General features: G+C 71.8%; 25 protein-coding genes and 1 tRNA gene. 17 read left to right on the forward strand and 9 right to left on the reverse strand.

The features are described 5' to 3' along the window. Window positions 1-34 precede the first annotated feature (34 nt). From tsaB to ACKUB9_RS09540, 13 genes are all read left to right on the forward strand, one after another. Window positions 35-733, forward strand: a complete 699-nt coding sequence (gene tsaB, locus ACKUB9_RS09480) for a tRNA (adenosine(37)-N6)-threonylcarbamoyltransferase complex dimerization subunit type 1 TsaB (RefSeq protein WP_407521244.1) — start codon at window positions 35-37, stop codon at window positions 731-733. A 16-nt stretch (window positions 734-749) separates the two neighbouring features. Next, window positions 750-1,232: a GNAT family N-acetyltransferase gene (locus tag ACKUB9_RS09485; RefSeq protein ID WP_407521097.1), complete on the forward strand. Its 483-nt coding sequence runs from the start codon at window positions 750-752 to the stop codon at window positions 1,230-1,232. Then, window positions 1,229-2,116, forward strand: coding sequence for a lysophospholipid acyltransferase family protein (locus ACKUB9_RS09490; RefSeq protein WP_407521099.1), 888 nt, complete (start codon window positions 1,229-1,231; stop codon window positions 2,114-2,116). The genes ACKUB9_RS09485 and ACKUB9_RS09490 overlap by 4 nt, the downstream gene beginning before the upstream one ends. Before the next feature lie 48 nt (window positions 2,117-2,164). Next, window positions 2,165-3,508 carry a tRNA (N6-isopentenyl adenosine(37)-C2)-methylthiotransferase MiaB gene (miaB, locus tag ACKUB9_RS09495; RefSeq protein ID WP_407521101.1) on the forward strand — a complete coding sequence of 448 codons (1,344 nt, stop codon included), beginning with the start codon at window positions 2,165-2,167 and terminating at the stop codon, window positions 3,506-3,508. 1 nt (window position 3,509) lies between these two features. Beyond that, complete coding sequence (locus tag ACKUB9_RS09500) at window positions 3,510-4,628, forward strand: PhoH family protein (RefSeq protein ID WP_407521103.1); 1,119 nt, start codon at window positions 3,510-3,512, stop codon at window positions 4,626-4,628. 7 nt (window positions 4,629-4,635) lie between these two features. Then, window positions 4,636-5,121 (forward strand): rRNA maturation RNase YbeY, encoded by a 486-nt coding sequence (ybeY, locus tag ACKUB9_RS09505; RefSeq protein WP_407521105.1) that lies wholly within the window; start codon window positions 4,636-4,638, stop codon window positions 5,119-5,121. Between the two features lie 34 nt (window positions 5,122-5,155). Further along, window positions 5,156-6,277: a hemolysin family protein gene (locus ACKUB9_RS09510; RefSeq protein ID WP_407521107.1), complete on the forward strand. Its 1,122-nt coding sequence runs from the start codon at window positions 5,156-5,158 to the stop codon at window positions 6,275-6,277. A 32-nt stretch (window positions 6,278-6,309) separates the two neighbouring features. After that, complete coding sequence (gene lnt, locus ACKUB9_RS09515; protein ID WP_407521246.1) at window positions 6,310-8,019, forward strand: apolipoprotein N-acyltransferase; 1,710 nt, start codon at window positions 6,310-6,312, stop codon at window positions 8,017-8,019. Beyond that, window positions 7,982-8,401 carry a helix-turn-helix domain-containing protein gene (locus tag ACKUB9_RS09520; RefSeq protein WP_407521109.1) on the forward strand — a complete coding sequence of 140 codons (420 nt, stop codon included), beginning with the start codon at window positions 7,982-7,984 and terminating at the stop codon, window positions 8,399-8,401. Before lnt ends, ACKUB9_RS09520 begins: the two co-directional genes overlap by 38 nt. Before the next feature lie 114 nt (window positions 8,402-8,515). After that, a complete protein-coding gene (locus ACKUB9_RS09525; protein ID WP_407521111.1) occupies window positions 8,516-9,571 on the forward strand; it encodes an extracellular solute-binding protein in 1,056 nt (351 codons plus the stop codon). A gap of 103 nt (window positions 9,572-9,674) precedes the next feature. After that, window positions 9,675-9,890 carry a hypothetical protein gene (locus ACKUB9_RS09530; RefSeq protein WP_407521113.1) on the forward strand — a complete coding sequence of 72 codons (216 nt, stop codon included), beginning with the start codon at window positions 9,675-9,677 and terminating at the stop codon, window positions 9,888-9,890. Window positions 9,891-10,131: 241 nt separating this feature from the next. Next, window positions 10,132-10,728: a hypothetical protein gene (locus ACKUB9_RS09535; protein WP_407521115.1), complete on the forward strand. Its 597-nt coding sequence runs from the start codon at window positions 10,132-10,134 to the stop codon at window positions 10,726-10,728. 240 nt (window positions 10,729-10,968) lie between these two features. After that, on the forward strand, window positions 10,969-11,355 hold the full coding sequence (locus ACKUB9_RS09540; protein WP_407521117.1) for a response regulator: 387 nt from the start codon (window positions 10,969-10,971) through the stop codon (window positions 11,353-11,355). Between the two features lie 93 nt (window positions 11,356-11,448). Here the strand turns inward: ACKUB9_RS09540 and ACKUB9_RS09545 are convergent, their stop codons facing one another. From ACKUB9_RS09545 to arsH, 3 genes are all read right to left on the reverse strand, one after another. After that, on the reverse strand, window positions 11,449-11,724 hold the full coding sequence (locus tag ACKUB9_RS09545; RefSeq protein ID WP_407521119.1) for a hypothetical protein: 276 nt from the start codon (window positions 11,722-11,724) through the stop codon (window positions 11,449-11,451). A 280-nt stretch (window positions 11,725-12,004) separates the two neighbouring features. Further along, window positions 12,005-12,081: transfer RNA gene (locus tag ACKUB9_RS09550), tRNA-His, on the reverse strand. Between the two features lie 94 nt (window positions 12,082-12,175). Beyond that, a complete protein-coding gene (gene arsH / locus ACKUB9_RS09555) occupies window positions 12,176-12,922 on the reverse strand; it encodes an arsenical resistance protein ArsH (RefSeq protein ID WP_407521121.1) in 747 nt (248 codons plus the stop codon). A 50-nt stretch (window positions 12,923-12,972) separates the two neighbouring features. Between arsH and ACKUB9_RS09560 the strand changes: the two genes are divergently transcribed. Continuing rightward, complete coding sequence (locus ACKUB9_RS09560; protein ID WP_407521123.1) at window positions 12,973-13,362, forward strand: ArsR/SmtB family transcription factor; 390 nt, start codon at window positions 12,973-12,975, stop codon at window positions 13,360-13,362. Continuing rightward, window positions 13,362-13,787, forward strand: coding sequence for an arsenate reductase (glutaredoxin) (arsC, locus tag ACKUB9_RS09565; protein ID WP_407521125.1), 426 nt, complete (start codon window positions 13,362-13,364; stop codon window positions 13,785-13,787). The genes ACKUB9_RS09560 and arsC overlap by 1 nt, the downstream gene beginning before the upstream one ends. Window positions 13,788-13,903: 116 nt before the next feature. Here the strand turns inward: arsC and fdhD are convergent, their stop codons facing one another. The 5 genes from fdhD to ACKUB9_RS09590 form a co-directional block, all read right to left on the reverse strand. Beyond that, a complete protein-coding gene (gene fdhD / locus ACKUB9_RS09570) occupies window positions 13,904-14,800 on the reverse strand; it encodes a formate dehydrogenase accessory sulfurtransferase FdhD (RefSeq protein WP_407521127.1) in 897 nt (298 codons plus the stop codon). Between the two features lie 547 nt (window positions 14,801-15,347). Next, the gene (locus ACKUB9_RS09575; RefSeq protein WP_407521129.1) at window positions 15,348-16,346 is read right to left on the reverse strand and encodes a lipase family protein; all 999 of its coding nucleotides are present in this window, start codon (window positions 16,344-16,346) and stop codon (window positions 15,348-15,350) included. Window positions 16,347-16,380: 34 nt separating this feature from the next. After that, window positions 16,381-17,184, reverse strand: a complete 804-nt coding sequence (locus ACKUB9_RS09580) for a glycoside hydrolase family 18 protein (protein WP_407521131.1) — start codon at window positions 17,182-17,184, stop codon at window positions 16,381-16,383. A gap of 2 nt (window positions 17,185-17,186) precedes the next feature. After that, window positions 17,187-17,723 carry a hypothetical protein gene (locus tag ACKUB9_RS09585; RefSeq protein WP_407521133.1) on the reverse strand — a complete coding sequence of 179 codons (537 nt, stop codon included), beginning with the start codon at window positions 17,721-17,723 and terminating at the stop codon, window positions 17,187-17,189. Between the two features lie 229 nt (window positions 17,724-17,952). Continuing rightward, window positions 17,953-19,704, reverse strand: coding sequence for an ATP-binding response regulator (locus tag ACKUB9_RS09590; protein ID WP_407521135.1), 1,752 nt, complete (start codon window positions 19,702-19,704; stop codon window positions 17,953-17,955). Between the two features lie 285 nt (window positions 19,705-19,989). Between ACKUB9_RS09590 and ACKUB9_RS09595 the strand changes: the two genes are divergently transcribed. Together ACKUB9_RS09595 and ACKUB9_RS09600 are read left to right on the forward strand one after the other, a co-directional pair. Continuing rightward, on the forward strand, window positions 19,990-20,244 hold the full coding sequence (locus ACKUB9_RS09595; RefSeq protein WP_407521137.1) for a hypothetical protein: 255 nt from the start codon (window positions 19,990-19,992) through the stop codon (window positions 20,242-20,244). A 170-nt stretch (window positions 20,245-20,414) separates the two neighbouring features. Then, window positions 20,415-21,143 carry a response regulator gene (locus ACKUB9_RS09600; protein ID WP_407521139.1) on the forward strand — a complete coding sequence of 243 codons (729 nt, stop codon included), beginning with the start codon at window positions 20,415-20,417 and terminating at the stop codon, window positions 21,141-21,143. 30 nt (window positions 21,144-21,173) lie between these two features. Here the strand turns inward: ACKUB9_RS09600 and ACKUB9_RS09605 are convergent, their stop codons facing one another. Next, a complete protein-coding gene (locus ACKUB9_RS09605; protein ID WP_407521141.1) occupies window positions 21,174-22,055 on the reverse strand; it encodes a YihY/virulence factor BrkB family protein in 882 nt (293 codons plus the stop codon). Between the last annotated feature and the right edge of the window lie 36 nt (window positions 22,056-22,091).

Genomic DNA, 22,091 nt, shown 5'->3' on the forward strand with positions numbered 1-22,091 from the left:
CCCGCGGCAGTCCCGCGGGCGGAGTCGACGATCCTTGCGTATCCTGGCCATCGACACGGCGCTCGAATCCTGCGCGGCCTGCATCTCCTCCGACGAGGCGGCCGAGCCGCTGGCGCAGGAGAACCTCGCCCTGCAGCGCGGCCACGCGGAGGCGCTGCTGCCCCTGGTGGAGCGGGTCGTGGCCCGGGTAGAGGGCGGCTTCTCCGCCCTCGACCGGGTCGCCGTCACGGTGGGGCCGGGCAGCTACACCGGCCTGCGGGTCGGCCTCGCGGCGGCGCGCGCCATCGGGCTCGCCACCGGCATCCCGGTGGTCGGCGTCACCACGCTCTCGGCGCTGCTCGCCCCGCTCCTCGCCTCCGGGGAGGATTTCCTCGGACAGGGCTACCTCCTCGGCGCGGCGATCGATGCCCGCCACGGCCACGTCTACTTCCAGGCCCTGAGCCCGGACGGCGGCATCGTCGTCCCGCCCGCGCTGATCCCCCTCGCCGAGGCGGTGCAGCATGTCGGCGCGGGTCCGGCGGCGCTCGCCGGCTCCGGGGCGCCCGCGGTCGCCGCGGCCGTGAACGCCGCGGGTGGCCGCGCGGTCGTGCCGGAGGGGCACACCGCGCCGGAGATCGCCTGGGTGGCCTCGCTCGGCCTCGTGGCCGATCCCGAGCACGCCCTGCCGCGCCCCCTGTACCTGCGCGGTCCGGACGCGCAGCCGCAGGACCACGCGCGCCTGCCCCGGCGCTGACCGGCGAGGCGGCCCGATGTGGATGCCCTTCCGCACTGCCCCGGCCCCGCCCCACGTGACGGCCTTGCTCTCGTCCGAGCGCGCCGCCGACCTCGCGGCCCTGCACGCCACCGGCTTCGCGCGCGCCTGGGAGGCGGACGAGTTCGAGCGGATGCTGTGCGAGCGCGGGCACCTCGCCCACGCGCTGATGCGGGGCACGACGCTCGCCGGCTTCGTGCTCTCGCGGCGCGTGCTCGACGAGGCCGAGATCCTGACCGTGGTGCTCGGACCGTCCTGCCGCGGCGCGGGCCTGAGCCGCCAGCTGCTCGCCACCCATCTGCGCGCGCTCGCCGATGCGGGGGTGCGCAGGGTCCACTTGGAGGTCGACGACGCCAACGGCCCGGCGCTCGCCCTCTATCGCCGCCTCGGCTTCGTCGAGACCGGGCGGCGGGCCGGCTACTACGCGCGGCCCGACGGCACCCGCACGGGCGCCCTGACCATGCAGGTCTCTCTCGCGTGATCGCACCCGCCCTGCTCGCGCGTCACGCCAAGACCGGCCTGCGCCTCCTCGTCTACGTCACCGCCCTGGCGCTGCTGATCGGGCCGCACCGCCTGAGCATGGCGCTGGCCGGGGGGCGGTTCGCCGGCGTGGCGCCGATGCTGATGCACCGGCTCTTCCTGCGCCTGTTCCAGGTCCGGGTGCGGGTGACCGGCACGCCGCCCTCGGGCGGCGAGGCGGCCCTGGTGCTGGCCAACCACATCTCCTGGCTCGACATCCCGGTGCTGGGCGCGCTGCGTCCGCTCTCCTTCGTGGCGAAGTCCGAGATCGCCGGCTGGCCGGTGATCGGGGTGATGGCGAAGCTCCAGCGCACCGTGTTCATCGACCGCGCCCGCAAGCGCCACACCGCGGTGGTGAACACCGAACTCAGCCGGCGCCTCTCGGGGGGCGAGGTGGTGGTGCTGTTCGCCGAGGGCACGACCGGGGACGGCAACCGGCTCCTGCCCTTCCGCACCTCGCTCGTCGGGGCCGCCCGGGCGGCGCTGACGGTCGGCGGGCTGGAGCGGGTGCGCCTGCAGCCGCTCTGCATCGCCTATACCGGCCGCCACGGGATGCCGCTCACCCGCAAGGAGCGCCCGGAGATCGCGTGGTACGGCGACATGGAACTCGCCCCCCACCTCGCCCTCTTCCTCGAACGCGGCCCGATCGACGCCGAGATCGTCTGGGGCGAGCCGGTGACCTTCGCGGACGGCATGGACCGCAAGGCCGCCACCGCGCTCGCCGAGGCCGCGGTGCGCCGCAGCCTCCAGGCGGCGGTGACCGGGCGCGCGCCCCTGGCCGACCGGCCGGCCACGCCGGAGCCGGCCGCGGGGCCGCCTATTCTCATTCCCGCCCCGACCGCTTAAATGACGTCAGGGCCGAAGGCCCCTCTCCCCGCGCAGAAGGCCGGTTCGTTGAAGAAAGCGTTCGTCAAATCCTACGGCTGCCAGATGAACGTCTACGACGCGGCCCGGATGGTCGACCTGCTCGGCCGCGAGGGCTTCGCCGAGACCGCCTCCATCGAGGAGGCGGACGTCGTCGTCCTCAACACCTGCCACATCCGCGAGAAGGCCGCCGAGAAGGTCTATTCCGAACTCGGCCGCGTGCGCGACCTCAAGGGGGAACGGGCGCAGGCCGGGCGCGAGACCACGATCGTCGTCGCGGGCTGCGTGGCGCAGGCCGAGGGGCGCGAGATCATCCACCGCGCGCCCGCCGTCGACGTGGTGGTGGGCCCCCAGAGCTATCACCGCCTGCCCGACCTGCTGCGGCAGGCCCGGACCGGCAAGGTCGTCGACACCGAGTTTCCCCTCGACGACAAGTTCGATCACCTGCCGCCGCGCCGGGTCGCGGGCGCCACCGCCTTCCTCACCGTGCAGGAGGGCTGCGACAAATTTTGCGCCTTCTGCGTGGTGCCCTACACCCGCGGGGCCGAGGTCTCGCGGCCGGTGGCCAAGGTGCTGGCCGAGGCCGAGCGGCTGGCGGCCGGCGGGGCGCGCGAACTCACGCTGATCGGCCAGAACGTCAACGCCTATCACGGCGAGGGTCCGGAGGGCGGCACGTGGTCGCTCGGCCGCCTCATGCGCCGGCTCGCCGAGATGCCCGGCGTCGAGCGGCTGCGCTATACCACCAGCCACCCGCGCGACATGGACGACGAGCTGATCGCCGTCCACCGCGACTGCGCCGCCGTGATGCCCTACCTGCACCTGCCGGTGCAGTCTGGCTCCGACCGCATCCTCGCGGCGATGAACCGCCGGCACGACGCGGACACCTACCGGCGCCTGATCGACCGGATCCGGCAGGCCCGTCCCGACATCGCGCTCTCCTCGGACTTCATCGTCGGGTTCCCCGGCGAGACCGATGCCGACCACGCCGCGACGATGCGGCTCGTGGAAGACGTCGGGTTCGCGGGCGCCTTCTCGTTCAAGTACAGCCCGCGCCCCGGCACGCCCGCGGCCGAAAACACGGACGCCGTGCCGGAGTCGGTCAAGCGCGAGCGGCTGGCCGAATTGCAGGTGCTCCTCGACGAGCAGGCGCGCGCCTTCAACCGCGCCACCGTCGGGCGGACGCTCGACGTGCTGATCGAGAAGGCCGGGCGGCATCCGGGCCAGATCGCCGGCAAGTCGCCCTATCTCCAGGCGGTGCAGATCGAGGCGGGGCCCGAACTGATCGGGCGCGTCGTGCCGGTGCGCATCACCCGGCTGGGCACGTACAGCCTGTTCGGCGAGCGGACGGAGGCGGCTTCGGCCGCCGCAGCGTAGGATGGCGGGCTTGCGACCGGGAGATTCATCGGGCGGACGCGGCGGACGGGGGCGGGAGGCCGCGCGTCCCGTGACCGGCCTCAGCGAGACGGCCGAGATCGCCATCACCTTCGACGACAACCGCCTCGCGAGCCTCGTCTTCGGCCAGTACGACCAGAACGTCGCCCATCTGGAGCGGCGGCTCGGCGTGGTCGCCACGGCGCTCGGCAACCACGTGGTGGTGAAGGGCGCGCCCGACGCCACCGAGCGGGCCCGCCTCGTCCTCGAGATGCTCTACGCGCGGGTGCGCGACGGAGGCGGCACGCCGCTCACCGTGGGCGACGTCGACGGCGTCATCCAGGAGGTCTCGCTCCAGGGCAACCTGTTTCCGGCCGCCGAGGCGCCGACGAACGGCGAGCGCGCCCAGTTCGAGCAGATCGCCACCCGGCGGCGCGGGGCCGTGCGCGCCCGCAACGCCGCGCAGGACGCCTACATCAAGGCCCTGCGCGCCAACGAACTCGTCTTCGCGGAGGGACCGGCCGGCACCGGCAAGACCTGGCTCGCCGTCGGCCACGCGGTCTCCCTGCTGGAGCAGGGCCACGCCGAGCGCCTGATCCTGTCGCGCCCCGCCGTCGAGGCCGGCGAGCGCCTAGGCTTCCTGCCCGGCGACATGCGCGAGAAGGTCGACCCCTACCTGCGCCCGATCTACGACGCCCTCTACGACTTCATGGAGGCGCGCCACGTCGACCGGGGCCTGCAGACCGGCATGATCGAGATCGCGCCGCTCGCCTTCATGCGCGGGCGCACGCTCACCAACGCGGTGGTGCTCCTCGACGAGGCGCAAAATACCACCTCCATGCAGATGAAGATGTTCCTCACCCGCCTGGGCGAGAACTCGCGCATGATCGTCACGGGCGACCCGAGCCAGATCGACCTGCTGCCCGGCCAGAAGTCCGGCCTCGTCGAGGCGGTGCGCATCCTCGACGGCGTCGAGGGCATCGGCCGCGTCACCTTCCGGGACGTGGACGTGGTGCGCCACGACCTCGTGCGCCGCATCGTCACGGCCTACGAGACGGATGCGGAAGCGACCCGCGAGGCTCCCGACGCCCGGCCCGCGCCGCGGCGCGGGCCTTTTCCGTGAGGCGCCGATGAGCGCCGAGAACGAGATCGACGTCGTGGTGGAGGACGAGCGCTGGGAAGAGGCCGTGGCGGATCTCGGCGCGGCGGTGCGCCGCGCGGTCGAGGCGGCGCTGGCGCAGCTTCCCCCCGGCGGCCCGGTGGAGGTGAGCGTGGTGCTCACCGACGACGGGGCGGTGCGGGAGCTCAACCACGCGTGGCGGGGCCAGGACAAGCCCACCAACGTGCTGTCCTTCCCGGCCTCCCACCCCCATGGCGGAGACCTGCGCCCGCTCGGCGACGTCGTTCTTGCGTATGACACAATGCTGCGCGAGAGTGCGGAGCAGTCGAAGCCCCTCGGGCATCACCTCGCGCATCTCGTGGTCCATGGTACGCTGCACCTCCTCGGCCAGGATCACGAGACCGGCGACGCCGAGGCCGAGGCGATGGAAGCCCTGGAAGTCGCGGCGCTGCGGCGCCTCGGCGTACCGGACCCCTACGGCGAGGCCGCGGAGTGACCCGCGACCGCCGCAAATCCCAGACTAGAGAGACATGAGCAACGATCGAAGTCGTGGCGCCGCTGCGACCGCCCAGGCCGCCCCGGAGGAAGACAGTCCGGCGCGCGAACCGTGGTATGACCGTCTCCTCACCATCTTCCACCTGAAGCCGCGCGAGGCCCAGCGCGACGACTTGAGCGACGCGATCGCCGAGGCGCAGTCGGGCGACCACGCCTTCTCGCCCGTCGAGCGGGCGATGCTCAAGAACGTGCTCAGCCTGCACCGCGTCCGGGTCGACGACGTGATGGTGCCGCGCGGCGACATCGTCGCGGTCCCGGCCGACATCTCGCTCGGCGAACTGCTCAAGGTCTTCCGCACCGCCGGGCATTCCCGCATCCCGGTCTACGGCGAGACCCTCGACGATCCCCGCGGCATGGTGCACATCCGCGACTTCGTCGATCACCTCGCCGCCCGCGCGGAGGCGGGGTCGGGGCGTCCGCCGAAGACGGCCGCCGAGCCGCCCCCGGTGATCCAGGGCGACGGGCGCGCGCCCCGCCCGGTGCTCGCCCGGGCGCCGAGCCTCGGCGAGGTGGACCTCGACGCGACGCTCGCCTCCACGCGCATCCTGCGCCCGGTCCTGTTCGTGCCGCCCTCCATGCCGGCGCTCGACCTGCTCGTGCGCATGCAGGCGAGCCGCACCCACATGGCGCTGGTCATCGACGAGTACGGCGGCACCGACGGCCTCATCTCGATCGAGGACCTGATCGAGGTCGTGGTCGGCGACATCGAGGACGAGCACGACGTGGCCGAGGGGCACCGGGTGCTGCGGGTCGAGGGCGAGGGGGAGATCTACGTGGCGGATGCCCGCGCGAGCCTCGACGACGTCGCGGAGGCGACGGGCTTCGACATCGCGGGCGCCGTGGGCGAGATGGCCGAGGACATCGACACGATCGGCGGCCTCGTGGTGACGATCTCGGGCCGCGTGCCCTCGCGCGGCGAGGTCATCGCGGTGCCGGGCGACTTCGAGGTCGAGGTGCTCGACGCCGATCCGCGCCGGATCAAGCGGCTGCGCCTCCACCACGGACCGGCCAAGCTCACGGGTCCGGCCGAGCCGCTCGCCCTGCCGCCGCCCCACGCGCTCAACGGCAGCGGCTCGCCCGCCGACGCGGGCGCGTGAACCGCCCCCTGACCGGCCTGCGCGGCGCAGCCTTGTCCGCGGGCGAGGGCGTCCGACCCGTCGGACGATCCTCCGCGCGGCTCGCGGCGCTCGCACACCGCGTGGCCCTGACCTCCGGCTGGCGGCGCCTCGCGCTCGCGTGGCTCGCGGGGGCCGTCGGGGCGCTCGCGATGCCGCCCTTCGGCCTGTTGCCGGCCCTGGTACCCTCCCTCGTCGTCGCGGTCTGGCTCCTCGACGGGGCGGCGAGCGGGACGGGCCGCTGGCGCCGGCACCTCGCCACCGCCTGGACGGCCGGGTTGATCGGCTGGGCCTGGGGCTTCGGGTATTGCGTGGCCGGCCTGTGGTGGCTCGGCGCCGCGTTCCTGGTCGAGGCCGACCGCTTCGCGGTCCTGATGCCCTTCGGGGTGCTCGGCCTGCCGGCTGTGCTCGGCGTGTTCTTCGGCCTCGGCTTCGCGCTCGCCCGGCTGCTGTGGTCGCCCGGCTGGGGGCGGGTCTTCGCCCTGGGCGCGGGGCTCGGCGTCTCGGAATGGCTGCGGGGCCACCTCTTCACCGGTTTCCCCTGGAACACGCTCGGGATGGCGCTCGGCCAGAACCTGTGGCTGATGCAGGCGGCCGCCTGGCTCGGCCTCTACGGGCTGACGCTCGTGGCCGTGATCATGGCCGCCGCCCCCGCGACCCTCGCCACGGGGCGCACGCCGGGGGAGCGGCGGTGGCCCGCGCTCCTCGCGCTCGCCGGTCTTGCGGGCCTCGCGGGCCTCGGCGCGTGGCGCCTTCCGGCGGGGCCGATGCCGGAGGTGCCGGGCGTGCGCCTGCGCCTCGTGCAGCCCAACGTGCCGCAGGACGCCCGCTTCAACCCGCGCAACCGCGACGGCATCCTCCAGCACTATCTCGGCCTGAGCGACAGCGCGACCTCCCCTGAGTCGAACGGCCTCGCCGACGTCACCCACCTGATCTGGCCCGAATCGGCCTTCCCGTTCCTGATCCAGCGCGACCCGAAGGCGCTGGCGCAGATCACCGCGGCGCTCGGGCCCGGCCGCTACCTCGTCACCGGCGCGGCGCGGGCCGACGAGCCGCTGCCGGGCGAGCGGCTGCGCTTCTACAACTCCGTGATGGTGATCGGCCAGGAGGGTACCGCGGGCGCGCCCTACGACAAGCGCCACCTCGTGCCCTTCGGCGAGTACCTGCCGGCCCCGGTCGACCGCATCCTGCGCACCCTCGGCCTCTCGCAGTTCGTGGCCGTGCCCGGGGGGTTCACGGCCGGCGAGGAGGGGCGCCGCCGCCTCGCGGTGCCGGGCCTGCCGCCGGTCGCTCCCTCGATCTGCTACGAGGTCATCTTCCCCGACGAGGTGGTGGGCGAGGGGGAGAGGCCCGGCCTGATCCTGAATCTCACCAACGACGGCTGGTTCGGCGACACGCCCGGCCCGCGCCAGCACTTCGCGCAGGCCCGCCTGCGCGCCGTCGAGGAGGGGCTGCCCCTCGTGCGCTCCGCCAATACGGGTATCTCGGCCGTGGTGGACCCTTACGGCCGCGTCACCGGATCCCTCTCGGTCGGTGCCGAAGCGGTTCTGGACCGGAGACTTCCGCGCTCCCTTGGGGAAGGGACGGTCTACGCAAGATTCGGCGATTTGTTTTTCGTAACTTTGACCTTAGGTTCGATTCTGCTAGCCATGAGTGCGCCGGGGAGCCGGCGACGAGGACGGGCGAGTGGAGCTGAAGTTGAAGAAGGCACCGGATCCGATTGACCGATATGTCGGGCACCGCGTGCGTGTGCGGCGCCTCCTCATCGGCGTGAGCCAGGAGAAGCTGGGAGATGCACTTGGCGTCACGTTCCAGCAGATCCAGAAATACGAGAAGGGAACGAACCGCATCAGCGCCAGCAGGCTGCAGCAGATCGCAGACATGTTGGGTGTCGCGGTCGGCTTCTTCTATGAGGGCGCACCTCGCCAGGAGGTTGCGGTCGAGGAGGAGCGGCCGAGCAGCGTCGTCTCGTCCGATCTGTTCTGGACGAGCCAGGATCTTCAACTGGTCCGTGCGTTCCAGCGCGTGAGCAGCCCGCAGGTCCGGCGGCGGCTGATCGGCCTCGTCGAGAGCCTCGTGGACGCGACCGAGACCGCGGCCGAGTAGCTCCGATGCGCGGCGGCTGCCGCGAATCGGGGGCTGGTCCGCCGCGCGATCTTGAGGGAGAGTGCGACCCCGCGCCGGCCCTCACCCGCGGGGGCCGCCTGTCCTGCGGCTGCGATGCGTCACCGATCCGCGATCCCCGGCCTCGTCCTCGCGCTCGTCCTCGCGCTCCCGGCCGGATGGCTGCCCGCCCCCGCCCTGGCGGGCGACCGGACGCGGCTGACCGTCTACACCGCCCTCGAACCCGAGCAGCACGGACCCGTGAAGGCCGCGATCGAGGCGGCCGTCCCCGAGGTCGAGATCGCCTGGGTCTGGGACCAGACCGGCATCATCACCGACCGCATCCTGGCGGAACGGGCGCAGCCGCGGGCCGACATGGTGCTCGGCCTCGCCGCGACGAGCCTCCAGCTCTTCAAGAAGGCGGATCTCCTCCTGCCCTATCGCCCGGCGGGGGCCGAGGCGCTGCGGCCGGCTTTCCGGGATGTCGGCCCCGCCTATGCCTGGACCGGGATGGACGCGTATCTCGGGGTGGTCTGCTTCAACACGGTGCTGGGCGAGCGCCAGCGGCTGTCGCCGCCGGTCTTCTGGCGCGACCTCCTCAGCCCGGCGCTGAGGGGCCGGATCGCGATGCCGAACCCGGTCTATACCGGCACCGGCTACCTGCTGGTGGCGGGCTGGCTGCAGGCGATGGGGGAGGCGGCGGGCTGGTCCTTCATGGATGCCCTGCACGAGAACGTCGCGGCCTACCTGCCAGTCGCCGCCACGCCCTGCGAGGAGGCCGCGCGCGGCACCGTCGCGGTGGGCCTCACCTACGACATGCGCGCGGCGGAGATCCGGGCGAAGGGTGCCCCCATCCGCATCATCGTCCCGGCCGACGGCGTGGGGTGGGAGCTCGAAGCCGTCGCGATCCTGGCCTCCTCGCCCCATAGTGCGCTGGCCCGGCGGGTGGCGGACTGGGCCGCCTCGCGGGCGGCGAACGACCTCTACGCCCAGACCTTCGCCATGGTGGCTCATCCGGGTGCCGCGCGCCTGCCGGCGAACTACCCGCCCCACGCCGAGGCGCGGATGATCCGCAACGATCTTGCCTGGATGGCCGAGAACCGTCCCCGCATCCTCGCCGAATGGACCCGCCGCTACGACGCCAAGGCCGAGCATCCGCCCGAGCCGCGCTGAGCTGCGGCCGGAGACCGGATCCGGATTGACTCCCGCTCGTCTGGTATACAAAATTCCAGACATCATAGCGCGGCGGGAACGGTCGCGCGGCGGGAGGAGCGTCATGCTCAGCATCACCTCGATCGACGACATGATCCGCTGCATCGAGGATCTGCGCCTCGAGAGCCGCTCGATGATGATGGCGGAACTCGACCGCGCGCTGCACCTCGCCCTGATCGAGGCCCGCTACCAGAAGCGCCAGCGCACCGGCCTCGCCGGCGTGCCGGACGCCTACGCGGAGGCTTCGGGGCCGGCGAACGTCCGGAGGCTCCGGCGCTGAGCGGAGCCGATCTCCTCCGACCGGTCGCCGCGCCGCCGCGGCGCCGAGCATTCGATCGCCATCGCCACGTCGCGGCATCGATCCCAGCCGGGATCCTCTGCACGAGCGGTCTCGACAACCTGAGCTGTTTCGCGGAACAACGATCGTTCTACTCTCGTGCCGTGGCGCACGGACGGCCAACGCTTTCGAAGACACGCTCTCGCCATCCATCACGGACCGACTCGGGCTCCGGGAGGCGGCAATGGCGAAGGCGGTCTCGATTGCCAGCAGCACGATCTGGCGCGTGGTCTTTCCGGCAGGGTTGATCCTGCTCGCGTTCCTGAACTTCGCGTCGGTCAACCAGGCCTTCCGCGACCTGCTGTCCGTGACGGCACGGATCCAGAGCATGAAGACGGTGTGGGGCGAACTGGTCCTGAAGGACCGCGACCGTCTCACGGTCTCGCTCCAGAAGGCGGGTCTCGACCGTCTCCCGCCGCAGGAGCGGCAGGCGATCATCGGCGCGATCGGGCGGCTGACGGGGATGCAGACGCTGCGTCTCTTCACCCTCCCTGATCGCGGCATCCACTGCGTGTACGATCGGCCGTCACCCGATCTGCGGCTCTACGCCGTCACCGACGTCGACCTCGAGCACCACGGACTGGTCTCGTCGTCCCACGACGACGACACGCGGCGGCGCAAGACCGACGAGGAGCGCCAGCCGGATGACGGAAACGGGCTGGTCCAGAGCTGCCACCGGCTCTCGCTCACCGAACGCGGGCTCAACGTGAAGACGGCCCTGCTCGGCATCATCCGGGACGAGTTCGACGGCGGGGTCGCCATCGCGGCGGAAAAACCCTGATCCGAAGGCGCGGCCCGCTTGCGTTAGCGTGGTGAGCTCCATGTCCCGCGCCGCCTCCCGTCCCGCTCCATCGACGGATCGGTCAGACCGGTCGCATCGTGCCCCACCGTCCCGCGCCCTGGATCGCCGGGCAATCTTGATTTCGGTTAATGGCCCCGCTTGAACGGATCGCGCGGCGCGCCGTTGAACTCCTTGTGTCGGTCACGACGGTGACCTTCCACGCACCAGGGGGACCTGCCGATGGGACAAGCGATCGCTCCGCGCATGATCGCGCTCGTGGTCGAGGATGACCGCATGCTGCGCGACCTTGCGGCAGCCGTGCTGGAGGAGACCGACCTGCGGGTCGTCGAGACCGAGAGCGGTGAGGAGGCGCTGGATTACCTGCGCGACCATGCCGAGGATGTCGCCTTCGTGTTCACGGATGTGCGGCTCGCGCGCGTCGTGGACGGCGTCGACCTCGCCCGCATGGTGGCGACGAAGTGGCCCTGGACCCGGATGGTGGTCACCTCGGGCGGGCCCGGCGACCGGATCGACTACCTGCCGCGCTCCGCCACCTACATGCCGAAGCCCTGGCGAGCCCTGGACGTGCTGGTGGCCGCCGAACAGGCCGCCGCCCGCTCGGCCTGACGGGCGCTTCACGCGGCGGCCGCGCGAAAGGCGCGTTCCATCTCCCGGCGCAGTCGGGGCTCCCGTGGCATGCGTCGGGGCCGCGGCCTCGCGCTACCCGGCCTTCCGGTGGGGTGCCCCGAGGTCATCGAGGTCGCGCAGCGCGCCCGTCACGTCCGTGTTGTTGATCAGGTCGAAGGCCGTGTGACGGGCGAGCCGGCGGTTGACGGAGGCATCGAGGATCCGGACGCGGCCCCGGATCGTCCAGCGCAGGCGCATGCTCCCGAGCCGCGCGCCGGCACCGAACACGATCTCGCTGGCGTTCTCGGTGCGCCACTTGCGCCAACCGCGGCCACGCTGAATGGCCCTGCTCAAAAGCGTCGTTCGCATTCTGTTCTCGCCAAGGATCGCGGCGGATTAACTCGGCGAGGACCTGCTGTCGAGAGTATCGCCTGCGGCGAAAACGCTGCCGGGCTTGGCCGTACTTGAGGATCTGCCGTGGACCTTGCACGGACAGGCGGAACGACGGCGCTTGCACGCGAGGGCGACGGGCCAAGCGATCGCAGGGAATCACAGGCGGCAGAGAACTACAGGCGTAAGGGCATTCCTCGCAATCGCCGAACCACTCGCTCTGAGCAGGTCTCAAACCATTGGCGATGCGGGGGTTCGCTGGTACCGCCACCCCGGCTCGAACGGGGGACCTCTAGATCCACAATCTAGCGCTCTAACCAACTGAGCTATGGCGGCGTGCGATGGGCGCTGTGTAATGCGCGCCGGGCCGCGTGACAAGCGGTCGGCGGATCGGAAAGGCGGGAAACCGGCGATGGGCGGATGAGCGCCGTCAGCGCTTGCCGAAACCGATATCGGCGGCCACGGCCTTGAGGCGTTCGGGGGCGCGCTCCTTGCGCTCGCTGTAGCGGTCGACCAGCGTGTCGGCCCGCTCGCGGGTGAGCAGCGTGAACTTCATCAGCTCCTCGCACACGTCGACCACCCGGTCGTAGAGCGGGCCGGGCTTCATCCGGCCGGCCTCGTCGAACTCCCGGTAGGCCATCGGCACGGACGACTGGTTGGGGATGGTGATCATCCGCATCCAGCGGCCGAGCACGCGCAGGCCGTTCACGGCGTTGAAGCTCTGCGAGCCGCCCGAGACCTGCATCACCGCGAGCGTCCGCCCCTGCGTCGGCCGCACCGACCCTTCGCTCAGGGGCAGCCAGTCGATCTGGCTCTTCATCACACCCGTCAGGGTGCCGTGGCGCTCGGGGCTGACCCAGACCTGCCCCTCGGACCAGAGCGAGAGCTGCCGCAGTTCCTGCACCTTCGGGTGGTCGGCGGTCGCGTCGTCGGGCAGCGGCAGGCCGTGCGCGTGGTAGAGGCGCACCTCCCCGCCCATCGCCTCCAGGAGGCGCGCCGCCTCGTAGGCGAGGAAGCGGCTGAACGAGCGTTCCCGGAGCGAGCCGTACAGGATCAGGAAGCGGGGAGCGTGCGCGAAGGGCTCCCGCGGCTCCAGCCGCTCACGCGTCGGCGCCTCGAAATGCGCGGTCGAAAGGTTCGGCATCCCATCGGCGAAGGGCTGGCGGGGCTTGTCCACGACGGAGCTTTCTTCTACGTTTCAACGATCGTCGATATGTAGGCTGCGCGATGGACGAACGGCAAGCCCTCTCGGCCTTCGCGGCCCTCGGCCAGGCACACCGCCTGCGCACGGTGCGCGCCCTCGTGGCCGCCGGCCCGGACGGGCTTTCGGCCGGTGCGCTGGCCGAGACCGTCGGTGTCGCGGGCAACACCCTGTCCTTCCACCTGAAGGAGCTGTCGCATGCCGGGCTGGTCCGGTCGCGGCGCGAGGGCAAGTCCGTGATCTACAGCGCCAGCTTCGCGGGCCTCGCGGATCTGGTCGCCTTCCTGATGCGCGATTGCTGCCAGGGCCGCCCGGAGGTCTGCGCGCCGGCCGTCGCCGCCCTGGCCGCCTGCCCGCCGGAGACCGCGCCCGTGCCCGAGCGCGCCGACACCCTGTGCCGCTCGGAGGTCGCCTGATGGACGTCATCATCTACCACAACCCGGCCTGCGGCACCTCGCGCAACGTGCTGGCGATGATCCGCAACGCCGGCATCGAGCCGCACGTCGTCGAGTACCTGAAGACCCCGCCGACGCGGGCGATGATCCGGACCCTGGCCGCGCGGGCGGGCCTGCCGCTCCGCGATTTCCTGCGCGAGACGGCGACGCCCTACGCCGAACTCGGCCTCGCGGATCCGTCCCTGACCGACGAGCGGCTGCTCGACGCGATCGCGGCGCACCCGGTCCTGCTCAACCGGCCGCTGGTGGTCAGTCCCAAGGGCGTGCGCCTGTGCCGGCCCTCCGAGGCGGTGCTCGACCTCCTGCCGGCGCAGCAGGGCGAGTTCGTGAAGGAGGACGGCGCGCGCGTCGTGGACGAGCACGGCCGCCGCGTCGCCACTGCCTGAGAGTGTTGTCGTGTCGATCGACGAGCGCGACCTGAGCACGATCTCCACTGGGTACGGGCGGGACAAGGATGCGATCCGGTGCGCCATGCGAACGCGCATCGTGGTGGCATCGCCGCTCAGGGGGCGGGGTCCGGCGGGGCGGAGACGAGGCGCTCGGGCGCGGTGAAAACCGTGACGGTGTCGCTGCGGGCGATGGCCGCGAGGGTGAGGCCGTGCAGGCGGGCGCGCTCCACGGCGAGCGAGGTGGGGGCGGAGATCGCCACCAGCACCGCGGCGCCGAAGCTCGCCGCCTTCTCGACCATCTCGAACGAGCAGCGGCTGGTAATGACGAGGAAGCCGGTCTCCGGCCGCGTGCCCGCCCGCAGCAGGGCGCCGATGAGCTTGTCCAGGGCATTGTGGCGCCCGACATCCTCGCGCACGGCGAGCACCTGCCCGTCGCGGTCCGCCCAGGCGGCGGCGTGGACCGCCCGCGTCTCGCGGTTGAGGGTCTGAAGATCGAACAGGGCGGCGAGCGCCCGCTCCACCGCGCCGAGCGTCACCGTGACGCCGGCATCGGGCTTGGTCTCGGCCATCGGGATGTCGGCGAGATCGTCGATGCCGCAGACCCCGCAGCCGGTGCGGCCGCTGATCGCGCGCTTGCGCGCGAGGTGCTCGCGCAGCCGCCCCGGCGCGAGGTCGACGAGGAGGCGCAAGCCCCCTTCGCCCGGCTCCACCGCCGCGTCGCGGATCTCGTCGGCCGCGCGCACGATGCCCTCGGTCAGGCTGAAGCCGTAGGCGAAATCCACGAGGTCGGCGGGCGTCGTCATCATGACCGCGTAGGGCACGCTGCCGTAGATCACGTTCACCGGCATCTCGACCGCGAGCGGCCGGGTGTCCGGGCGCGGCTCGGGATCCGCGTAGGCGATCACCCGGGTGGGCACGCGCACGGCCGTGTCGGCCGCCGCCTCGCCGCCGCTGCGCGGCGGCGCCGTGCTGCTGGGTTGCGAAGCGGGGGAGGGCGATGTCTTCCGCATGGAACCGGGCCTGCCGATCGGATGGCCGGTTGGTACGCCGAACCCGCACCGCCGTCACCTCATCCTGCGGGCGGGTCGTCGTGCGCCCACCGCGATGTCGTCAGGCGCGGGATCTCCTCTCCCCGCGTGCGCAGGCCTGTCCGGGGAAAATCCCTCGACAAGGATGGCGCGGGACCCCCTCTCCCGAGCGGGCTGTCGCATTCACACATCGCCGCGTGAGGCGCGGGATCTCCTCTCCCCGCGGGCGGGGAGAGGGCTGCTTGCACCTTGTCGTGCAAGCAGCGAGCCCGTGTTGGCCCGATAGGGCCAAACGCGACGGTGAGGGGGCAGTGCCGGATGAGGCTCTTCCGGAAGCGCCCCCTCACCTTCGGCTGCCGCCTCGCTTCGGCGACGGCAAGGTCGCCGAAGCCCTCTCCCCGCGTGCGGGGAGAGGAGACCGCGCACGACCCGACGTGTGAATCCGCAAGCCCGCACGTGAGAGGGGATCCCGCGCGGCCCGCGCTCCATGCGGTGGGGGGTGGACCGTGCAGCCCGCCGGGACCCGCCGTCAGCCTGCGGGCGCGTCGAGATTCACCGTGGTGAGCCGCGACGTGGGCGAGGCGGTGGCGGCCGGATGGTCGCGGGGCACCACCGCGCTGCCGAAGATGATCGAGAACGGCAGCGGGGGCGCCCCGAGCAGGGCCAGGTAGGTGTCCGGCATGTGCTGGTGCAGCGTCTCGACCACGTAGGCGACGAGGTCGCAGGGAATGACCGGCGCGCGCAGCACGCCGGGCAGCGCGACGGCCGGACCCACCGGCGCGTAGCCGTAGCCGCCGAGGTCGAGCCGCGCCTCGGTCGCGGCCAGCAGGGCGTCGACCGCGAGTCCGCCCTTCGGGGCGGGGTCGTAAAAGCCGCGGGTGGCCAGCACCCGGTCCCAGCCATACGCCACGGTGTCGAGGGTGTTGAACACCCGGCGCAGGCGTCCCGCCAGCCGGGAGCGCGGCCCGAACAGCGCGGCGAAGGCGTGGTTGCCCGGGGTCATGCCCGCGAAGCTCACAGCGCCGAGACCGCGGCCCGGCTCCGCCTCGGCGAGATGCAGGGCCAGGACCGGCGCGAGGGTGCCCCCGAGGCTGTGCCCGGTGAGGGTGAGGGCCGCCTCGGGCGGCAGCGCCGCCACCGCGTCCGCGAGCGCGACCCCGGCCGCATCGCGCAGGGCCAGGAGGTTGGCCAGCCCCTCCGCCGTCCCGGCCGAGATCCGCGCGCCCGGCGCGCCCGGCCACTCGGCCATCTCGCCGAACGGGCTGTCCTGGGTGCCGTCCTCCCAGTAGGCGGGCGAGAACGGGTTCGGGTAGGTGCCGCGGATCGCCAGCACGCAATCGCCGGTGCGGGTGTCGCGGGCCATGTAGGCGAAGTTGACCGGCGGGTCGGCGGGCACCGCCAGCCATGCGAGGCTCCAGCCGGTGGTGGGCGCGGCCTCGCCGAGGTAGCGCCCGATCGATCCGGGGGCGCCGTAGGCGATGCCCGCGAGGGTCATCAGGACGGCGTCGTCGGGAAGCGGCTCGGACATCGGATCTCTCCTGTGCGGCGGCCGGGGCGCCGGGTCAGGGCAGGGTGTCGTGGATCGTGCGGGTCCAAGTCCCGTCCGGCTCCCCCGTGACGCTCTCGATGTCCTGGCTGAGGTTCCACAGCATCATGCCCCGCTTCGGCCCCCCGGACGGGTTCCAGGCGCTGAGCCTCGCGGTGTCCGCGACGGACGTGCCCTGGGTGATCGGGCCGACCTTGTCGGCTTTCACCCCGATGGCGATCTTGGCCGGCTCGATCACGCTCGCGTATTGCTCGACCAGCGCGGTCATCGCGTCGAAGTCGAGGAAGTAGGCCATCGTGTTGATGCCGGTGAGAACCGGCGCCAGCTGCCGGATGACCGCCTGGTCGCGCGCGAACAGGTAGGTGTCGAGCGTCAGGACGGCGTTCGGCATCGCCTTGCGCATCGCCGTGACGGTGTCGACGAAGGGCTGGCCCGGGTTGCTGTCGAGGTCCTCGTTGTCGATGTCGAACCCGTCGAGACCCCAGCCGTGCGCCAGGTAGGCGCACCAGCCGGCGAACGCGTCCGGATCGGTGATGCCGGTGTTCCAGCCGACGCCGATCGGGTCCGGCGTGCCGATCAGCGACAGCAGGATCTTCAGGTTCGGCGACGAGCGCCGCAGGGCCGCGATGCCCGCCCGGATCGCGTCCTCGCTGTTCGCCTTGAACAGGAAGTTCTGGCAGGTGACGTTGCCGGGAAACAGGTTGGCGAAGGCGAGCGTCACGGTGTCGACGTAGGGCGGCGCCGCACCGAGCAGGGGGCCGGCGCCCGGCCCCGACGGAGCGTAGCCGAGCCAGAAGGCCGTGAAGCTCTGGTCCGCCATCGTCAGACCCGCGCGGCGCCGCTGAAGGTCGGGACCGCGTAGACGACGGCGTCGAGCGCGGTCGCCTTCGTGATGTCGCTGCCGTTGGTGTAGAGCAGCCGGTGCGTCGGCGTCGCGAGCAGCGTGCCGGGCGTCTGGCCGTCGATCGACACGAACCCGCGCCAGCCCGTGCCCCCCTGCGGCAGGGCGGCGTCGGTCGGCAGGCCCGGCAGCACCTGCACGCCGTAGATGACGGTCTGATTGGCAAAAAGGGTCTGATTGAGGAACCCGCGTCCCGTCGAGGCGAAGAATTGCGAGTAGGGTTGGACCTGCCCCTTGGCGTCGATGTACTGCGCCTGCAGGGCTGTCTGTCCCGCGCCCTGCGTGAAGTCGGTCGTCTCCCGGAAGGTGATGTTGAAGTTCGCCTGGCTGGTGCCCGGTGCGACCGACAGCTGCACCCAGTAGCCCTGGATGACGAAAGGGTTGGGCGCCGTCGGCGGCAAGATCCCGCCGGGAACCAGAGTCTCCGCCAGGATCTCGAAGGCTGAGAGGAGGGGCATCTGTTTTCCACCCGTGAGAATATTGCGCCAATTCGGCGGGCCGGGTGGATCAATCACATGACGGCTATCGCAGCGTCAACCGAGAAAGACTTTTCCAAGTGTCAATTTTGTTTGGCATATCTTGAGGCTGCGGCGGCTTCGACGCCGGAAGCGAAGGAGAGGGCGCGCACGCCCTCCCGTGCAGGGTCGTCGCCGCGGAGGAACCGCGCCGACCTGCGCCCGCGCCGCCTCAAGCCAGCTCGACCGCGATGTTCGGCAGGCGGATCGCGAAGGTCGTGCCCGCCTCCGGCGCGTGGCTCTCGGCCGAGGCGCGCCCGCCGTGGAGTTCGGCGATGCGCTTGACGATGGAGAGGCCGAGGCCGGTGGAGCCCTCGCCGCCCGTGGGCTTGGCCGAGAGGCGCTGGAAGCGGCCGAACAGCCGCCCGGTATCCTCGGGCGACAGGCCTGGGCCGAAGTCGCGCACCGCATAGACGGTCTCGTCCCCGGTCCGCTCCACGCTCACCACGATCTCGGCCCCGACCGGGCTGTACTTGATGGCGTTCGAGATCAGGTTGTCCATTGCCTCGCGCAGGCGCTCGCCGTCGCCGCAGATGTAGAGGCTGTCGGGCAGGCGCGAGCGCAGGGTCTGGTTCTTGGTCTCGGCGAGCGGCGCATTGGCCTGCGTCACCTCGCGGGCGAGGCCCGCGAAATCCACCGGCTCGCGGCGCAGCGTGATGTCCAGCGCGTCGTTCATCGCGTCGGCGATCAGGCTCTCGATCATGCCGGTGAGCCGGCGCGCCGAATCGCGGATGTGGCCGACCTGCGCCCGCATCGCCTCGGCGGGCTGGGGCAGGCTGCCGATGAGGTCGCCCAGCATCTCGGCCCGGCCCAGGATCACCGCGAGCGGGTTCTTGAGGTCGTGCGCCACCGTGCCGAGGATCTCGGTCTTGAGCTGGTTGGCGCGGCGCAGGTCCGAGCGCTGCATGGCGAGCCGGCGGTTCGCGCGCATCAGCTCGGCGGTGCGCTCCACCACCCGCTGCTCCAGGCTCACGTTCGCCCGCTGCAATTGCTCGTAGAGGATCACGTTGTCGAAGGCGATCGACAGGCGCGAGGTGAACAGCGCGATCAGCGCCCGGTCGGTCTCGGAGAGCTGGCGGTCCGCCTTGAGCAGGGCGACGATCTCGCTGCCGCTCGCCGTGTGGACGTAGAGCGTCGACCAATGGTCGCCGAAGGTGTGGCGCCGTTCGGCGAAGGCCTGCGTCACGATGGTCTGGACATCGGGATCGAGCGGCGCGGGCACGCCCTCGACGGCGAGGTGGTGGTAGCAGCCCGAGCCGGCCAGCACGCAGAAATCGTCGTCGCGCCCGGCATTCTCGCGCAGCACCAGGATGCCCTCGCAGGCGACGTTGAGGAGCGAGGCCACCTGGGTCAGCACACCCTCGGCGAGGCGCTGCATCGACTTGTAGTCGAGCAGCATCGGCGCCGCGTCGATGATGATCTCCAGGCCCCGGCGGGTCTCCTGCAGGCGCTTGAGCTGCTGGTAGGCGCGCAGGGCCGCCGTGAGGCTGGTGAACAGCTTGTCGGCGGTGAGTTCGGTCTTCGCCTTGTAGTCGTTGATGTCGTAGTCGACGATCACCCGGCGCTCGGGCGCCTGCCCCGGCTGGCCGGTGCGCAGGATGATCCGCACCGCCTCGTCCTTCAGGTCGCGGCGGATGAAGTCCACCAGCCGCAGGCCCGCATCCTCCGTCTCCATCACCACGTCGAGGAGGATCACCGCCACGGTGGGGCCCCGCGCGGCGAGCAGGTCGCGGGCCTCGGCGGCGGAATGTGCCGAAAGAATCTCCAGCCGCGCCCCATCGAGGGCGTAGCCGGAGAGCGCGAAGCGGGTGCCCTCGTGCACGGCCGGATCGTCGTCCACCACGACGACGGGCCATACCGTCGCCGCCTCCTGCGCGGCCTCGCCGTCGTCCGGCAGCAGGAACAAGATATCGTCGTCGGCCATCGACAGTCCGGTTCGGCTCGGTTGCGGTCAGTCCCGCTCATCCTGACCGCACGGCGCGCCCGGAACAAGGTTCAGATGGCCGTTCCCCGGTTCTGAACGGGCAAGATCGGCGCGGGACGCGGAGCAATCCGGGGATACCGCATGATTCTGCATGGCTCGCCGAGGTGTGTGCGCCAGAGCACATCCGGTCGCGGGTGTTCACGACGCAATCCGCACGAAACAGTGTTTGCCTACAACCGCCGCGTCCCTTCGCGACGGGGCAAAGACTTGTCTGGGAGATCGGCCATGCTCTGCACGATCCAATCCGCTCCCGCCGCGCCCCGGCTGGCCGCGCAGGATCCCGCGCCGTGGCGCGACGATCTCGAAGCCCTGCGTGCCCTGCTGCAGGATTCGCGCGATGCCGAGTCGGGCCCGATGCGGGCCGCGGGTCCGACGCGGGCGCAGATCGCCGCGCTGATCGAGGACGAGGCCCCGGGGGCGCTGCCGCGGCGCGCCCGGGAGCGGATCGCCGAGCGCCTCGCCGCGGCGTTGCGCGGCTGAGCCGCACGGAACCGGTGGGTTGCGGGCCTCTTCGGGCGCCGCGACATGGACGGCGTCCCGGTTCGCGGTCATTGTCGGCATCTTCTCTTGTCCCAGTCTGCGTGTCGGCCAGTGCAGGTCCGCGTGTCTCTCCCCAGCCCGAGCGCTCCCGCCCCCCGGAGGGGCACCCGATGACGGCCGCGAGCCAGCGCATCGTCGTGGTGGACGACGAGCCCGACGCCCGCGCGATGGTGGGCGACTACCTGCGCATGCACGGCTTCGAGGTCGATCTTTGCGAGGGCGGCGGCGCCCTGCGCCGGATCCTGGAGCAGGGCCACCCCGACCTGATCGTCCTCGACCTCAACATGCCGGAGGAGGACGGGCTGTCGATCGTGCGCGACCTCAAGGCGCGCACCACCATCCCGATCATCATGCTGACCGCCACCGCGAGCCCGATCGACCGCGTGGTCGGGCTCGAACTCGGGGCGGACGACTACCTGCCCAAGCCCTGCGAGCTGCGCGAACTCGTGGCGCGGGTGCGCTCGGTGCTGCGCCGCGCCGCCCTCGCGCGGCCCGTGCAACCGGAGCCCGCATCCGCGACCGCGCCGGGCGGCGTCCGCTTCGGCCGCATGCTGGTGGACGTCGAGACCCTGCGCCTGCGCGACGAGACCGGGGCCGAGCAGATCCTCACCCGCTCGGAATTCGCCCTGCTCAAGGCCTTCCTCGACAACCCCAAGCGGGTGATGAGCCGCGAGCGGCTCCTCGACCTCGCGGATGCCCGCGACCCGGACGCCTTCGACCGGGCGATCGACGTGCGCATCAACCGCATCCGCAAGAAGGTCGAGCCGGACCCCGCCAACCCGCGCTTCATCAAGACGGTGCGGGGGCTGGGCTACGTCTTCCGGCCGGAAGGCGACTGATCCCGGGCGGACGTGCCGGCGGAGCCGGCGTCACAGCAGCTTGATCGTGTCCTTGCGGCTCTGGGCGCGGGCCTGCAGCCGGCGGCGGCGCGCCGCGATGACGGTGCCGTTGATCTCGCCCCCGAACAGGAACATGGCGGCGAGCCAGTAGAGGAAGATCAGGAAGACCATCGCGGTGGCCAGCCCCCCGTAGGTGGAGACGTAGGCGCCCGAAAAACGGTCGAGGTAGAGGCCGAAGCCGAGGCCCGCCAGCACCCACATGCCGAGCGTGACCGCCACCCCCGGCAGCACCATGTGCCAGGGCCGCCGGCCCGCGGCGATGAACTTGTGGGCGATCACCAGCACCACCGCGACGAGGAGTGCGGTGAGCGCGACCCGCACCACCGCGAAGGTGAGGCCGAGCGGTTCGAGGCCCGGCGCCACCATCACCAGCCCGCGCCACATCAGCGGCCCCAGCACCACCAGGAAGGTGAAGGCCAGCATCGCGAAGGCCGCGCAGATGACGTAGCCGATCGATTCGAGGCGGGTGAGCCACCAGGGCCGCATCTCGCGCAAGCCGTAGGCCCGGTTGAGCCCCACCCGCAGGCTCTCGACCCCGCTCGACGAAAAATAGAGGGCGAGCGCCGCGCCGAGGGTGAGCAGCCCCCCGCGCTGCTCGGTGAGCACCCGGTGCACCTCGGCCGCCACCGGCCCGGCGACCTCGCTGGGCCAGATCTCGAACAGCAGGTTGCCCGCCTCGTCGGCCAGCGACTTGGTGCCGAACACGCTGGCGAGCGCGGTGAGCAGGATCAGGAAGGGAAACAGCGAGGTCAGCAGCGAGAGCGCGATGTGGCTCGCGATGGCCCAGCCGTCATGCGCGACGAAGCGCTGGGCCGCGATGGCGGCGATCTCGAAGGCGGTGCGGACGCGCATGGCGGATCCGGCTTCTACACCGGTCGGTGCCTCGGC

This window comes from Methylobacterium oryzisoli (genome assembly GCF_046557895.1).
In the GTDB taxonomy this organism is placed as follows: Bacteria; Pseudomonadota; Alphaproteobacteria; order Rhizobiales; family Beijerinckiaceae; genus Methylobacterium; species Methylobacterium oryzisoli.